This window comes from Streptomyces coerulescens, assembly GCF_042657965.1.
Taxonomy (GTDB): Bacteria; Actinomycetota; Actinomycetes; order Streptomycetales; family Streptomycetaceae; genus Streptomyces; species Streptomyces coerulescens.
Map to the genome: position 1 here is coordinate 98,030 of NZ_JBHSKM010000004.1, position 15,443 is coordinate 113,472.

Consider the following 15,443-nt stretch of genomic DNA (forward strand, 5'->3'; position numbering starts at 1 on the left):
GTCAGGCACCGCTCAGCGCTTCTGCGTCGGTGCGGATCTCGCCGTCCACATGGCCGTTGACGTGCCCACCCGCGCCAACCCCGTTCACGACATGACCGAGCCGCGAGGCATCGCCCCGGCGAGCCTCCTCGATCGCCCAGTACACCGCCTCCGGCGTCGCGGGCGAGGCCAGATCGACGCTGACCCCGCTCGGCCCGAACGCGGCGGCGGCCTGCCGCAGCGCCTCGCGCACCGAGAACGCCAGCATCAGCGGAGGCTCACCCACCGCCTTGGAGCCGTAGACCGCGCCCTCCTCGGTGGCGTTCTCCAGCAGCCTGACGTTGAACTCCTCGGGCATCTCCGAGAAGCTCGGCAGCTTGTAGGTGCTCGCCGCCTGGGTCAGGAGCCGGCCGCGGTGCGGGCCGTCGCTGGTGTCCCAGCGCAGGTCCTCCAGCGTCAGCCAGCCCGCGCCCTGCACGAAACCGCCCTCGACCTGTCCGATGTCGATCATCGGGGAGAGGCTCTCGCCGACGTCGTGCACGATGTCCACGCGCCGGATCCGGTACGCGCCGGTGAAGCCGTCGACCTCGACCTCGGTCGCCGCGGCGCCGTAGGCGAAGTACTTGAACGGCGAGCCGCGGAACGACTTCGCGTCCCAGTGCAGCCCCTCGGTCCGGTAGTAGCCGGCCGCCGACAGCTGCACCCGCTGGAAGTACGCGGTGTGCACCAGGTCGTCCCAGGCCAGCTCCTTGTCGCTGCCCAGGGCACGTGCGACGCCCTCGACGATGCGTACGTCGGAGGCGTTCGCCCCCAGCTGGGTGGCGGCGACCAGCAGCAGGCGCTCACGCAGCTGTTCGCAGGCGTTCTTGATGGCACCGCCGTTGAGGTCCGCGCCGGAACTGGCGGCGGTGGCCGAGGTGTTGGGCACCTTGTCGGTACGGGTCGGGGCGAGGCGGACCTTGTGCAGCGGGATGCCCAGCGTGGTCGCGGCCACCTGCATCATCTTGGTGTGCAGGCCCTGGCCCATCTCGGTGCCGCCGTGGTTGATCAGGACGGAGCCGTCCTTGTAGATCAGCACCAGCGCGCCACCCTGGTTGAAGGCGGTGAGGTTGAACGAGATGCCGAACTTGATGCCGGTGATCGCGAGGCCTCGCTTGGTGTGCGGGTGCGCGGCGTTGAAGGCTGCGATCTCGCGCCCCCGGTCGGCGATGCCGGCGTCGTCCTGCACCTGCTGCCAGACGGTGGAGATCCGTTCGGCCTGGGTGACCGGCTGCCCGTACGGCGTCGTCTGGCCCTGGCCCGGCTGGTAGAAGTTGCGCTCCCGCAGCTCCATGGGGTCCAGGCCCAGCTGCGGCGCGCAGCGGCCCAGGATGTCCTCGATCACCAGCATGCCCTGCGGTCCGCCGAAGCCGCGGAAGGCGGTGTTGGAGACCGTGTTGGTCTTGGCGATGCGTCCGGCGACACGCGCGTTGGGGATCCAGTAGGTGTTGTCGATGTGGCACAGCGCGCGGGCGAGGACCGGCTCGGACAGGTCCAGGCTCCAGCCGCCGTCCGCTGTCAGCGTGGCGTCCAGGGCCTGGATACGGCCCTCGGCGTCGAAGCCGATCTTCCAGGTGGCGTTGAACCCGTGCCGCTTGCCGGACATGGTCAGGTCCTGGGTCCGGTTGAACCGGAACCGGACCGGCCGGCCGGTGAGCTTGGCGCCGAGTGCGGCGATGGCCGCGAACCCGTGCGGCTGCATCTCCTTGCCGCCGAAGCCGCCGCCCATCCGCAGGCACTGCACGGTCACCTCGTGGGCGGGCACACCGAGCACATGGGAGACGATCTCCTGGGTCTCCGAGGGGTGCTGGGTGCTGCTCTGGATGAAGATCTGCCCGTTCTCGTCGACCTGGGCGAGGGCCGCGTGGGTCTCCAGGTAGAAGTGCTCCTGGCCGGAGAACTGGAACTCGCCGGTGATCACGTGCGCGGAGTCGGCGAAGCCGGCGTCGATGTCGCCGTGCGTCATGAGCGGCCGGGCACCGTGGAAGCTCTCGGCCGCGATCGCGTCCTGCAGCGTGATCAGGGAGGGCAGTTCGTCGAGTTCCACCTCGACGGCCGCCGCGCCGAGCCGGGCCGCCTCCAGGGTCTCGCCGAGCACCCAGGCGACGGCGTGGCCGTGGAACATGACCTCGTCGGGGAAGAGCGGCTCGTCGTGCTTCATGCCGGCGTCGTTGACGCCGGGCACGTCGGCACCGGTCAGCACGCGGACCACGCCCGGCACGGCGAGCGCGGGCTCGGTGCGGATCGCGGTGATCCGGCCGTGGGCCTTCATGACCTGGACCGGGTAGGCGTGCAGCACGTCCTTGGTGCGCTGGACCAGGTCGTCGGTGTAGAGCGCGGTGCCGGTGACGTGCTGGAAGGCACTCTCGTGCGGCAGGGAGACGCCGACGACCGGCTTCTCGGGGCGCTCGGACAGGTGACTCATGACGACACCGCCTCGGTGGTCTGTGCGTGCAGCTTCTTGAGGCTCTGGCCGAGCATCGCGGAACGGTAGAGGGAGCTGGCGCGATGGTCGTCCATCGGCGTGCCCTCACCCCGCAACACCCGGGCCGCGGCCTCCACGGTCTCCGCCGACCAGGGCCTGCCTTCCAGGGCGGTCTCGGTGGCGAGGGCGCGGATCGGGGTGGCGGCCACGCCGCCCAGGCCGATCCGCGCCTTGCGGACGATCCCGTCCTCGATGTCCAGCGCGAAGGCGACCGCCACGCTGGAGATGTCGTCGAAGCGCCGCTTGGCGATCTTGTGGAAGGCGGTGACCGGCGACAGCGGCAGCGGGATGCGCACCGCGCGGATCAGCTCGCCGGGACGGCGCACGCTCTGCCGGTAGCCGGTGAAGTACTCCGCCAGCGGGACCACGCGCTCACCGTCGGCGTCGGCGAGCACCAGCGACGCCTCCAGGGCGAGCAGCACCGGCGGGCTGTCACCGATGGGGGAGCCGGTGCCCAGGTTGCCGCCGAGGGTCCCGCTGTTGCGGATGAGCCGGGAGGCGAACTGCGGGAACAGTTCGGCCAGCAGCGGGACTTGGCCGTCGAGGCGGCGTTCGATCTCGGTGAGCGTCAGCGCCGCCCCGATCTCGATGTGGTCGGACTCGACGCGCAGCTCCCTCAGTTCGGGCAGCCGGTCGATGGCGACCACGCAACCCTCGCGGCGGGAGCGGATGTTCACCTCGACGCCGTAGTCGGTGGAGCCGGCGACCACCATCGCGTCGGGCCGCTCGCGCAGCAGCCGCAGCGTCTCGGCGAGCGTCTCCCTGCGCAGGAACGTGCTGTCGTCCCGGGTGTATTCGGTGGCGACGGGTGCGGGCGGGGCCTGCTCGCGACGCCGTGCCAGCGGGTCCTCGTCCGTGGGCTCACCGACGGCGAACGCGGCATCGCGGATCGGGCGGTAGCCGGTACATCGGCACAGGTTTCCGCTCAGCGCGTGCAGGTCGAAACCGTTCGGACCGTGCTCGTGGCCGGTGCCGCCGGCCGCGGCCGCGTCCGCTTCCGTGTCCGAGTGCGCGCAGCGGTCGGGCCGGTAGTACTCGGAGGCCATGCTGCAGACGAAGCCCGGTGTGCAGTAACCGCACTGGGAGCCGCCGCGGACCGCCATCTCCTCCTGCACCGGGTGCAGGGTGGGCGGCGTGCCGGGTGCGCCGACGGTGGCGAGGCCCTCGGAGGTGATGATCTCCTGACCGTCGAGTGCCGCGGCCGGGACCAGGCAGGCGTTGACCGCCACCCAGTCGGTGGGCTTGTTCACCCCGGGACGGGCCACCAGGACCGAACAGGCGCCGCATTCACCCTCGGCGCAGCCCTCCTTGGTACCGGTGAGGCCACGCTCGCGCAGAAGATCCAGCACTGTCGTGTGGGGCGCAGCCGGCGAAATCGGTGTTTCTTTCCCGTTGACCGTGATCCGCGCCTCTGTCATGACAGGCCTTCGTTTCCGTGCGTGATCAGTCGATTCATCATGTTCGCCAATTTCAGGCAGCTTTCTGTGTTCAGGCGCGCCATAGCAGAGAAGCGGGCGCAAAACGGCACGCAGCAGCGACGTGCCGGAAAGACGTGGTGACGGGAAACCCCGAAAGTGCCGCGGAAGGGCACTTCAGAACGGCGTGCTCAGCAGCCGTGCGCGATGCGACCCGGAACCCAGACCGTGCGCTGGGCGAGGCGACCGAGATCAGAGCTGGTGTTCATCTGCCGGTCGCCTCCTTTCGGTGATTTTGGGTCGACGTCTACCGCAAAATAGTGGCCGGTGCCACCGAGGTCAAGGGGTCGGCCTCGTCGTCTCGAGAGCCGGCCCGTCCGTCTCCACAACCCGGAACACAGCGGGTGGATCAGCCGTTGGCGAGGAGTTCCAGCGTGTCGATCACTCGGTTCGAGAAGCCCCACTCGTTGTCGTACCAGGCGACCACCTTGATGTGACGGCCGTCGACGCGGGTGAGGGCCGAGTCGAAGATCGAGGAGGCCGGGTTGCCCGTGATGTCGGAGGACACCAGGGGGTCGTCCGAGTACTCCAGGACGCCGGCGAGCGGTCCCTCCGCCGCGGCGCGGTACGCCGCCAGCACGTCCTCGCGCGTCACGTCGCGGGCGACGGTCGTGTTGAGTTCGACGATCGAGCCCACCGGTACGGGGACGCGGATCGAGTCGCCCGACAGCTTGCCGTCGAGGTTCGGCAGCACGAGGCCGATCGCCTTGGCGGCGCCCGTCGTGGTCGGCACGATGTTGACGCCGGCGGCGCGGGCGCGGCGGGCGTCGCGGTGGGGGCCGTCCTGCAGGTTCTGCTCCTGCGTGTAGGCGTGCACCGTGGTCATGAAGCCGTGCTCGATGCCGGCCAGGTCGTCGAGCACCGCGGCGAGCGGCGCGAGCGCGTTGGTCGTGCACGAGGCGTTCGAGACGATCGTGTGCGTGTGCGGGTCGTAGGTGTCGGTGTTGACGCCGTACGCGAGCGTGACATCGGCGCCGTCCGACGGCGCGCTGACGAGGACCTTCTTCGCGCCGGCGTCGAGGTGGGCGCGCGCGTCCTTCGCCGAGGTGAAGCGGCCGGTCGCCTCCAGGACGATGTCCACGCCGAGTTCGGCCCAGGGCAGTCGCGCCGGTTCGCGCTCGGCGAGGACCGTGATGCGGCGGCCGTCGACGACGAGGGCGTCACCGTCGGCGGTCACCGGACGGCCGAGCCGGCCGGCCGTCGTGTCGTAGGCGAGCAGCCGGGCCAGGGTGGCGGGCTCCGTGAGGTCGTTCACGGCGACGATTTCGAGGTCGCTGTCGCGTTCGAGCAGTGCGCGCAGCACATTGCGTCCGATGCGGCCGAATCCGTTGATCGCGATGCGGGTCATGAGTGGTTTCCCTTTCGTCCCTTGCCTTCGCCACCAGCGTCGCGTGCGGTATCCGCCCGTGACAGCGGCGTGATCGCCACGGTTCAAAAGGATCCCGCCACCGGCGGCGGCTATTCGCCCCGGGCGAAGGTGCGCCGGTACTCGCTCGGCGTCGTCGCGAGAATGCGCTGGAAATGCAGCCGCAGATTCGCGCCGGTGCCCAGACCGACGTCGGCGGCGATCTGCTCGACGCTGCGTTGCGAGCGCTCCAGCAGCTCACGGGCCGCGTCGATGCGGGCGCGCATGACCCACTGCATCGGCGTGTAGCCGGTCTCCTCCACGAAGCGCCGGGAGAACGTGCGCGGCGAGACCCCCGCCCGCCGCGCCAGCACATCGAGGGTGAGGGGCTCGTCGAGCCGGTGCAGCGCCCACTCCCGGGTGGCGGTGAACCGCTCGCCGAGCGGCTCGGGCACGCTGCGCGGCACGTACTGCGCCTGGCCGCCGCTGCGGTAGGGGGCCGCGACCAGGCGCCGGGCCGCGTGGTTCGACACGGCCACCCCGAGGTCGCCGCGCAGAATGTGCAGGCACAGGTCGATGCCGGAGGCGGCTCCGGCCGAGGTCAGCACGCTGCCCTCGTCGACGAACAGAACGTTCTCGTCGACCTTCACCCGTGGATGCTTCGCCGCGAGCGCCCGCGCGTAGTGCCAGTGCGTCGTGGCGCGTCTGCCGTCGAGCAGACCTGTGGCGGCGAGCGCGAACGCGCCCGTCGAGATGGCGGCGAGCCGCGTGCCGCGGGCGTGGGCGGCCAGCAGCGCGTCGACGACGGCCTGCGGCGGGTCGTCGCGATCCGGGAAGCGGTAGCCGGGGATGAAGACGATGTCGGCCCACGCGAGCGCGTCGAGACCGTGGGCGACGTCGTACGACAGACCGTCGCCGCCGGTCACGAGACCGGGTGCGGCGCCGCACACCCGCACCTCGTACGGCATGCTCGCGCGGGTCGTGAACACCTGCGCGGGAATGCCGACATCGAGCGGCTTCGCACCCTCGAGCACCAGTACGGCGACGCGATGCAGTCGGGAGGGCGGCACGGGAAACAGCGTACGAGGGAGAGCGTGGGGGCGGCGCATGCCGGGGGCTTTCGGAAGCGCGTCCGTAAAGTTTGCCGGCAACCTTGCGAGGCAGGTCACAAAACCCCAGGTCAGTGGCGTGACCCGGTTGTTATCTCAGGATCTGTGCCGACAGCCACAGCGAGCGGGTGAAACGTGGGCTCATACTGAGCCATGACAAAGCCTGCGGCACCGAAGCGTCACCTGCCCACCAGCCCCTTCAAGGCCCCGGTCACACCGGCTCCCAAGCACTTCGCGGTGGGCGATCAGGTCACACATGACGTGTACGGCCTCGGCCGAGTGATCGGCATCGAGGACGGAATCGCGGCCCTCGTGGATTTCGGCTCGGCGCAGCGGCGGATGCTGAGCCCGTACTCCAAGATGACCAAGTTGTAGGACCGTTGTGCCCGCTCACGGCACCCCAGGCCCCTTGCGGGACCTGTAACGAAAGAGAGACCTCTCATCGACCCGACGTCGCTGTTCTCCGCTCCGGAAGGGCAAGCCGCCCGTTCCGCCGCGGCATCGCCGCCTCCCACGACAAACCCCTTCCAGGCCCCGGACTTCGGGGTGGACGAGACGTTCCCGCCCGAGGACGTGGAGGAGCCCGCCTCGGACCCGCGGGCGGCGGGGCCCAAGGCGGCCTAGGGCCCGTCTGACAATTCCCGTCGTCCGCCCGCGGGGCAGGCGGGAATTGTCAGACAGGCCCTAGCTCCCCGAGCGACGGTGGCTTCGGCGCCGGCCGCGGCCAGAGGGCCGGACCACGTGAGCGGTCCGGCCCTCTGGCGTTCTTCCGGCGGGTGTCCGGGTGGTGTCAGACCAGTTCGGGTTGGGGCTTCGGCTGCGGAGCGAGGACCGGCTTCGGGTCCCACTGGTTCGTGGTGCGGATGTAGGCGGCGATCACCGAGGTCATGGCCAGGATGAGGAGCGGGCCGGCGAGCCAGGCGTGTTCGGCCATCTGCGTCGGCAGGTAGCGGTAGGACGTCAGGAGTGCGGCGAAGACCACGGTGCCGTGGACGACGAGTCGGGTGGCCTGGCGGTCCCAGCCGCGGGCCTGGGCGCGCAGAGCCGCCTCGATGGTGAGGGTGAAGACCACGCCGGCGACCAGGTCGACGCCGTAGTGGTAGCCGAAGCCCAGGGTGGCGCCGAGGGTGGCGAGCAGCCAGAAGGTGCCGGCGAAGCGCAGGAACCGTGGGCCCGTGCGGGTGTGGACGAAGATCGCGGTCGCCCAGGCCGTGTGCAGGCTGGGCATGCAGTTGCGCGGGGTGATCCCGTCGAACGGCATGGCCTGCGGGGTGATCAGCGGCGGTGCCGTCTCCGGCCACAGGTTGACCGCCGCCCACGGGCCGCCGTCGGCGCCGTAGGCGAAGACCGGTCCGACGACCGGGAAGATCATGTAGATGGCCGGGCCGAGGAGGCCGATCGTCAGGAAGGTGCGCACCAGGTGGTGGCGCGGGAAGCGGCGCTCTGTGGCCACGTGGCGCAGCTGGTAGAGCGCGGCGACCACCGCGGCCACCGCCAGCTGGACGTAGACCCAGTCCAGGACATGGGCGCCGACGGGTCCGGTGGCCCTGACGATCCGGCCGACCAGCCAGGACGGGTTGCCCAGGGCGTGGTCGGCGATCGCCACGTACTGGTCGAGCACCGTGGGGCGGGTCTTCGACGTGATGAGCAGCCAGGTGTCGCCGGTCTTGCGGCCGGCCACGAGCAGCAGGGCGAGTCCCACGCCCTTCAGCAGCAGGACGCGGTCCCGGCCGGTGCGGTGGGTGATGGCGAGGACGGCGCAGCCCAGGACGACCAGCAGCGCGCCGTTTCCGAAGGGGTGGCCCTCGGGGGGCTTGATGCCGTAGCCGGCCGCCCAGCGGACCAGCAGGACGACGAGGTCGATGCCGATCGCGGTGCCGGCCGCGATGAATCGTTGACGCCAGGTGAGGACCACCATCATCAACGCCATTCCGGCATACAGCAGGAAGCCTGATTTAGGCGGGAATATCACCTCTCGTATTTGATTGGTGATCGGCCCCGGTACGCCGTAGCGTCGCGCGGCGATCTCCAGCGCGATGAGGAATCCGAGGCCGATCACGACCGCCGCGCCCCACAGCACCGCCCGCGGCCGGAGCCACGCGGTGAACGTAGTCCTGCGTCTTATTCGCGAGAACACCCGCGACGCTATAGATATCAAGTGTTTTAGCCGATTTGTCAGATAGATGAGGATATTGATTCGTCAATCAGTTCGATCATGCTATCCGAGTTGCGCAAGTGGGTTTCCCCGGTTACGGCAAGGAAAATTCCCCATTCATGTGAAAGGCCGGTTCATGCCACCCTGGCCGCGATGATCCGCCGCGGCCATCCCCGGGACCGACCCCCAGGCGCTGCTGTGAGGCCGCCCCGACACGCACCTGCAGACACCGCACGATTCCGGAACCGGCTCCCGTACGGCTCCAACCGAATTTCGGGGCCTCGGCCCTCAGCGCCTCTTGAACTCCACCGGCCCCGCGTTCATCTCGATCGTGCCGTCGGTGTGCAGGACCGGGCGGCGTTCGGTCATCCGGGCGCTGTAGGCCTCGATGTGGTGGATCGACGCGCCGTCCGGCGAGGTGAAGTCGACGAGGGCGATGGCCACCCAGTAGCGCGTCTTGGTGTTCTCGAACAGCGGGACCGTGACCGTCGAGCCGCGGTCGTCGGTGACCACGACCTTCGCGCCGAAGCTGCGGAAGGAGCCGAAGCCGTTGCTGAGCGCGGAGTAGGCGCAGAGCAGGACGTAACCCTGCTGGTCGGGCCGCACGATCCGGAGTGTCTCGCGGCCGGGGATCCGGGAGTCGCCGTCGAGGTGGATGAAGGGCCGGTTCTTCCTGGAGCCGAGGCGCTTGTAGTAGACGACGTCCGCACCCTCGCCCTTCTTCGCCGTGCCCGTGTCCGGCGCGGGGGCCGAGCCCTTCTTCCGGGCTCGGAGGGTGCCGGGTGCCTGCTCGCCGCGGACCGCCTTCGACGCCGGCACGAACAGGGCGTAGAGGTCGAGGTCGGCACCCCGTCGGCGGCGCTGGTCGCTGCCGCCGTCCCACTCCAGGGTCGCCGTGACCACCAGCTCGCGGTCCGCCTTGTCCAGGCTCATCGCGACCTGGCTGCCCTTGTCGAGGCTGATGGTGCCGAGCGGGGGCTTGCGCAGGCTCATCGGGGGCGCGGCGGCCGCCGCCGGTGCCGCTGCTTCGGGTGCCTCCCGGCGCTCCTCGGGTTCCTCGACGAGCTCCTCCGCCACGTCGATGCCGAAGTCCGTCGCCAGCCCGGCCAGCCCGTTCGCGTATCCCTGGCCGATGGCCCGCAGCTTCCAGCCCTCGCCCCTGCGGTAGAGCTCCACCAGCAGGACGGCGCGCTCGCCGTCGGTGAGGGCCGGCGGGCGGAAGTGGACGGGGTCGGCGCCCGGTTGGGAGGCGCGGATGAGGACGTCCTTCACCTCGCGGAACGTGCGGCTCGCGTCGTCGGGGTCGCAGCTGCCGACCAGGACCACCCGGTCCACGTCCGCGGGCAGCGCGGCCGGGTCCACCTCGATGCGCTCGGCGCCCCCGGCATCGGCCGCGCGGTGGCGTACCGCGTCGGACTCGGCGGACGGCTGGTTGTAGAAGACCAGGTCGTCGTCGGACCTGACCCTGCCGTCCGCCGCCACCAGCAGCGCGCTGAGGTCGACCGCGGCGCCCACCGCGTGCAGTTCGGCCACGACGGGCCCGGAGCCCAACGCGATGTTCCCGCCCTTGCTCAGTTCCGGCATGCCGCCCACCCCTCGACCAGTCCCCACCCGCCCCTTTCTCGCCACCCTGCCATATCCGAAAGCCGTTCCCTCAGCGAGGCTCCCGCACCACCGCCACCTCACCCGCCGGAACGCTCACCGAGCCCGGCACCGGCTTGCCGGTCAGCAGCTCCATGGCGTCCGGCGCCACCGCGACCTCGGTGGGCCGGCCGGTGTGGTTGATGACGAACAGATAGTCGGCGTCCTCACCGCGCCGCAGCACCGCCTCCACACCGGCAGCGGTCTCGCGCACGGGCCGTACGCCCGCCTCGGTGCGGATACGGTCCAGGAGCCCGGCCAGAGTCGTCGGATCGGGAAGCGTGGCCACGTACCAACTCACCCCGGAGCCGACGCTGTTGCGCGTCACGGCAGGCACTCCGCTCAACGGCCCGCTCGTGTACGACGACACCGCCTCGGCGCCCGCCGGCCGCACCCGCTCCGACCACAGCGACCCCGTGCCGCCCCCGCTCAGGCCCACCGACTCCCCCGGCAGCAACGGAAACAGCTCATCCGTCCGCACCCCGAGCGCCTCCCGGAACGCACCCGGGTAACCGCCCAGCCGGACATGGCAGTTCTCATCCACCGCACCGCTGTGGAAGCCGACGGCCAGCGTGCCGCCGCCCTCGGCGAACCGGGTCAGATTCATCGCGCCCGCCTCGTCCACGAGGTACAGGCTCGGGGCCAGGACCAGGCGGTACGGCGACAGGTCCGCGTCCGGCCGGACGAAGTCCACCGCCACGCCGGACCGCCACAGCGGCTCGTACCAGGCGCGGATCAGGTCCTGGTAGTGGAGTTCCGCGCTCGGCTGGGACGGGAGCTCCATCGCCCAGCGGGAGTTCCAGTCCCACACGATGGCCACCTCGGCCGTGCCGACGCTGCCGCGCACCTCCGCGAGCGCCTTCAGATCCGCGCCGAGCCGGACCACGTCCCGCCAGATCCGGCTGTCGGTGCCCGCGTGCGGCAGCATCGCCGAGTGCCACTGCTCGGCGCCCGCCTTCGCCGCCCGCCACTGGAAGTAGGCGATGCCGTCGGCGCCCCGGGCGACATGGGCCAGGGCGTTGCGACGCAGCTCCCCCGGCCCCTTCGCCCGGTTCACCGGCTGCCAGTTCACCGCGCCCGTCGAGTGCTCCATCAGCAGCCACGGGCCGCCCGCGAGCGAACGCACCAGGTCGCCGCTGAGCGCGATGTCGATCTCGGACTCGGGGTCGGCGGACTGGAGATAGTGGTCGTTGGAGACGAGGTCCAGCTTCGGGGCCCAGCGCCAGTAGTCCAGGGCGTCGAAGGTGTACATCACCATGAAGTTGGTGGTGGCGGGGACGGCCGGGGCCGCCTCCCGCAGCACCTCGCGCTCCGCCTCGTACAGCGAGAGCAGTTCGTCGCTGCAGAAGCGGCGCCAGTCCAGCTGGTGGGTGGGGTTCGGGACGGCGCCGGTGGGGCGGGGCGGGAGGATCTCGTCCCAGTCGTAGTACCACTGGCTCCAGAAGCGGGTGCCCCAGGCGTCGTTGAGGGCGTCCAGGTCGTCCGCGTACCGCGCCCGCAGCCAGCGCCGGAACGCCGCCGCGCTCTCGTCGCAGTAGCACTCGGCGTTGTGGCAGCCGTACTCGTTGTGGACGTGCCACATCGCCAGCGCCGGGTGCTCCGCGTACCGCCCGGCGAGCGCCCGCGCCATCCGCAGCGCCGCCTTCCGGTACGCCGGGCTCGACGGGCAGAAGGTCTGACGACTGCCGTACGACAGTCCTCTGCCGTCCTTGTCGACGGGCAGTGCCTCGGGGTGGGCGCGGAAGAACCACGCCGGGGGCGCCGCCGTCGGGGTCGCGAGGTCGGCCGCGATGCCGTGGGTGTGCAGCAGGTCCAGGACACGGTCCAGAAGGGAGAAGTCGTAGGCGCCCTCGCTCGGCTCCAGCAGCGCCCAGGAGAAGATGCCGACGCTGACCATGGTCACCCCGGCCTCGCGCATCAGGCGCATGTCCTCGGCCCAGACTTCCTCGGGCCACTGCTCGGGGTTGTAGTCGCCGCCGTAGGCGATACCGGGGACGGACAGTTCGCGCTTCACCGGGCGGCTCCCCCGAGGAGACGGCGGGTGGTGGCCACGCCCCACTCGTCCAGGGACAGCAGACGGTCGCTGGAGGCCATGAGGCCGCCGGTCGCCTCGACGTGCGCGGCCCACCGCTCCCGGGTCTCGACGGCCGGGCGGGCCATCAGGCAGTCGGGGTCGTTGATCCAGAGGCGGCCGTGCTGCCACTGGCGCCCGGCGCCGGTGAACTCGGCCGGGTCCTGGCCGGGCTGGCTGAAGTCGTCGGCCTCGGGGCGGCGGTGCGGGGCCGTGTCCGGACTGACCCGCATCGCGTCGAACAGACCGACCGACGCGAGGAGGGGCGCTCCGCAGCCCAGCAGGTAGGCGTCCGCACCGATCGCCTCACGGATCAGCTCGATGCCCGAGCGGTACGCCGTCAACGCGTCCACCGGCTCGTGCCGTACGCCCTCCAGGGCGCCCGCGTACAGGAAGTCGACCTTGAAGTAGTCGTAGCCCTCGGCGCGCAGCGTCCGGAAGACCTCCGTCAGATATGCCGCCGCCCCGGGGTGAGTGGTGTCCAGGACGCGCAGGTCGTGGCCCCAGTTGCGGCCGGCGTGCGTGAAGTCGCCGTCGGCTGTGCGCAGCAGCCACTCGGGGTGCTCGGCGGCCAGGTCGCTCGCCGGGTCGACCAGGAAGGGGGCCGTCCAGATGCCGGCGCGGCGGCCGCGGGCACGGATGGCGTCGGCGATGCCGGCGCGGGAGCGGAAGCGGCCGGAGAGGGTGAGCCAGTCGCCGAGGGCCTTCTGATAGCCGTCGTCGATCTGGACGACGTCGACGGGCAGGTCGAGGGTGTCCATCGCGCGGAGGTTCTCGTGGATGTCGTCCTCGGTGACGGCGGTGAAGTACTCGTACCAGGAGCACCACACGGTGGGGGCCGGGCGGGGCGTGGGGATCTGGAGACTGTCGGCCCAGGTGCCGAGGACCGACTGGATGCCGGGCCCCGTCCACTCCTTCACCGGGCCGTCGGCGGTGACCTCGGCGACGGCGTCGTCCGTCATGGCCAGCCGGACGGACGGGACCCCGCCGAGGGGATCCGTCGCCGCCCACAGACGGACCGGTGAGCCGTCGCCGGGGTCGAGCGCCAGCAGGCCCTCGCCCTGGAAGACACCGTCGGGGACGGTGACGCCGGGGCGGTAACAGACCGTCGCCCAGTTGTCGTTGGCCGGTCGGTACGGGCTGTCGCCGAGGGCGTAGGCACCGCTCGGGCTCCAGGACTGCCAGCCCTCCTCATGGACGCGGGCCTTGCGGGGGTCCACGGGCACCGAGGCGACCGGGGTGAAGGGGTTGTGCACGGAGGTCTCTTTCAAGCCGAGGGCGGTCAGCCCTTGTTGGCGCCCAGCGTCAGGCCGCTGACGAACTGCCGCTGGAGCACGAAGTACACGATCAGCGTGGGGATCGCGGTGAGCAGGGCGCCGGCCGCGACCAGGTTGGGGTCGGTGAAGTACGCGCCGGAGAGGTTGTTCAGCGCCGAGGTGATCGGCATGTTCTCGCCGGTCGAGATCAGGACGAGGGCCCAGAAGAAGTCGTTGTAGATCCAGATGGAGAGCAGGGTGGCCAGAGCCGCCATCGCCGGGCGGCACAGCGGCAGCACGATCTGCCAGTACTGCCGCCAGACGGAGGCGCCGTCGACGAGCGCGGCCTCGGTCAGCTCGTGCGGCAGGGTGCGCATGTAGTTGCTGAGCACGAAGGCGCAGAAGCCCGACTGGAACGCGACGTGGATGAGGACGAGCCCGAGCGCGGAGTCGTACAGCTTGCCGCTCATGGTGATGCCGGGCAGGTCGATGAGCAGGTACAGCCGGTACAGCGGGGTGATGATGACCTGCTGCGGAAGCAGGTTGCCGGCCGTGAAGACCAGCAGCAGCGCCAGGTTGAGGCGGAAGTCGAAGCGGCTGACGTAGAACGCGACCATCGAGGACAGGAACAGCGTCAACAGCACCGCCGGCACGGCGATGATCATCGTGTTGACGAAGTAGTGGCTCATGTCCGACTGCTGATACGCGTTCGTGAAGTTGTCGAGGCTCAGCGTGTCCGGCCAGGACACGTACCCCTTCTCGCTGGTCTCGCCGTACGGCCGCAGCGCGGCGTAGATCGCCCAGGCCGGCGGGGCGATCCAGGCGAGGGCCGCGCCGGCGAGGAAGAGGTGCAGCAGGATCCGGGCGGGGCGGACGGGCGTACGGGCCTTGGTCATGGCGGTTGAGCTCATGCGCGCCGCTCCTTCCGGAAGGTGGCCACGAGGTAGGGGATGATCACGACGAGGGAGATCAGCAGCAGGACGACGGCGATCGCGGAGCCGTACCCGATACGGCTGGACTCGCCGATGATGTTGTTGGTGACCAGGATCGAGAGCAGTTCGGTGCCCTGGGCGCCCTTGTTGAAGACGAAGACCAGGTCGAAGGCGCGCAGGGCCTCGATGACGGTGACGACCAGGACGACGGTGTTGGTGGGGCGCAGCGTTGGGAAGATGACGTTCTTGAACGTCTGCCACTCATTGGCCCCGTCGAGCGCGGAGGCCTCCCGCAGCGAGGGGTCGACGCCCTTCAGACCGGCCAGGTACAGGATCATCATGTAGCCGGTGTGCCGCCAGGACGCGGCGACGAGGATCGCCCAGAGGTTGAGGTCCGGGTCCCCGATCCAGTCGATGTACTTGCCCGGCTCGTTGGCCCCGATGAGGCTGTTGATCAGGCCCGTGTCCGGGTTGTAGATCAGCTGCCACACAAACCCGATCACGGCCATCGACAGCACGACCGGCAGGAAGAACGCGGTCTGGTACACCCTGCTGAAGCGGATCCGCTTGTCCAGTTGCACGGCCAGGAACAGACCGAGCGGCGTCGGGATCACGATGAGCACGACGAACCAGATGACGTTGTGCTGGACGGCGGGCCAGAACTGCGGGTTGTTGCTGAACAGCTCCTTGAAGTTCTCCAGGCCGACCCACTTGATGGAGTCGAAGCCGATGCCGTCCCAGGTGGTGAAGGCCAGCGCCACGGAGGCGAGGGCCGTCACCCACACGAGGGCGATGTGCAGAACGGTCGGCAGACCCGCCATCAGACCGAGCGTGAGCCGGTCGCGGCGGGTCAGCAGACGGCGGTGCCCCTGGGACACCTTCTTCGCGGGGGCAGCACCCGGAGGCGGCACGGCGGCCGCCTCCGGGCTCTCCTTGGTGGTCTGTGTGGTCATGTC

The 15,443-nt window shown here is 70.3% G+C and carries 11 protein-coding genes; 1 reads left to right on the forward strand and 10 read right to left on the reverse strand.

What is annotated here, in order from left to right:
* Window position 1 precedes the first annotated feature (1 nt).
* The 4 genes from xdhB to ACFPQ9_RS08835 form a co-directional block, all read right to left on the reverse strand.
* The gene (xdhB, locus tag ACFPQ9_RS08820) at window positions 2–2,443 is read right to left on the reverse strand and encodes a xanthine dehydrogenase molybdopterin binding subunit (RefSeq protein WP_380849338.1); all 2,442 of its coding nucleotides are present in this window, start codon (window positions 2,441–2,443) and stop codon (window positions 2–4) included.
* On the reverse strand, window positions 2,440–3,921 hold the full coding sequence (locus ACFPQ9_RS08825) for a xanthine dehydrogenase small subunit (RefSeq protein WP_380849341.1): 1,482 nt from the start codon (window positions 3,919–3,921) through the stop codon (window positions 2,440–2,442). Before ACFPQ9_RS08825 ends, xdhB begins: the two co-directional genes overlap by 4 nt.
* 406 nt (window positions 3,922–4,327) lie before the next feature.
* Window positions 4,328–5,326 carry a type I glyceraldehyde-3-phosphate dehydrogenase gene (gene gap / locus ACFPQ9_RS08830; RefSeq protein WP_380849344.1) on the reverse strand — a complete coding sequence of 333 codons (999 nt, stop codon included), beginning with the start codon at window positions 5,324–5,326 and terminating at the stop codon, window positions 4,328–4,330.
* A gap of 110 nt (window positions 5,327–5,436) precedes the next feature.
* Window positions 5,437–6,393, reverse strand: a complete 957-nt coding sequence (locus ACFPQ9_RS08835; protein WP_380849347.1) for a GlxA family transcriptional regulator — start codon at window positions 6,391–6,393, stop codon at window positions 5,437–5,439.
* Window positions 6,394–6,585: 192 nt separating this feature from the next.
* Here ACFPQ9_RS08835 and ACFPQ9_RS08840 point away from each other — a divergent pair, with 192 nt between their 5' ends.
* Window positions 6,586–6,807 carry a hypothetical protein gene (locus ACFPQ9_RS08840; protein ID WP_380849350.1) on the forward strand — a complete coding sequence of 74 codons (222 nt, stop codon included), beginning with the start codon at window positions 6,586–6,588 and terminating at the stop codon, window positions 6,805–6,807.
* 415 nt (window positions 6,808–7,222) lie between these two features.
* Here ACFPQ9_RS08840 and ACFPQ9_RS08845 read toward each other — a convergent pair whose 3' ends face one another.
* The 6 genes from ACFPQ9_RS08845 to ACFPQ9_RS08870 form a co-directional block, all read right to left on the reverse strand.
* Window positions 7,223–8,569 (reverse strand): phosphatase PAP2 family protein, encoded by a 1,347-nt coding sequence (locus tag ACFPQ9_RS08845; protein WP_380849353.1) that lies wholly within the window; start codon window positions 8,567–8,569, stop codon window positions 7,223–7,225.
* Between the two features lie 306 nt (window positions 8,570–8,875).
* The gene (locus ACFPQ9_RS08850) at window positions 8,876–10,171 is read right to left on the reverse strand and encodes a TerD family protein (protein WP_380849356.1); all 1,296 of its coding nucleotides are present in this window, start codon (window positions 10,169–10,171) and stop codon (window positions 8,876–8,878) included.
* Between the two features lie 70 nt (window positions 10,172–10,241).
* Complete coding sequence (locus ACFPQ9_RS08855; protein WP_380849359.1) at window positions 10,242–12,242, reverse strand: beta-galactosidase; 2,001 nt, start codon at window positions 12,240–12,242, stop codon at window positions 10,242–10,244.
* Window positions 12,239–13,555, reverse strand: a complete 1,317-nt coding sequence (locus ACFPQ9_RS08860) for a glycoside hydrolase family 36 protein (RefSeq protein WP_380849362.1) — start codon at window positions 13,553–13,555, stop codon at window positions 12,239–12,241. The genes ACFPQ9_RS08855 and ACFPQ9_RS08860 overlap by 4 nt, the downstream gene beginning before the upstream one ends.
* Window positions 13,556–13,581: 26 nt before the next feature.
* Window positions 13,582–14,466 carry a carbohydrate ABC transporter permease gene (locus tag ACFPQ9_RS08865; RefSeq protein WP_380849365.1) on the reverse strand — a complete coding sequence of 295 codons (885 nt, stop codon included), beginning with the start codon at window positions 14,464–14,466 and terminating at the stop codon, window positions 13,582–13,584.
* Window positions 14,463–15,440 carry a carbohydrate ABC transporter permease gene (locus ACFPQ9_RS08870; RefSeq protein WP_380849368.1) on the reverse strand — a complete coding sequence of 326 codons (978 nt, stop codon included), beginning with the start codon at window positions 15,438–15,440 and terminating at the stop codon, window positions 14,463–14,465. Before ACFPQ9_RS08870 ends, ACFPQ9_RS08865 begins: the two co-directional genes overlap by 4 nt.
* Window positions 15,441–15,443: the final 3 nt, after the last annotated feature.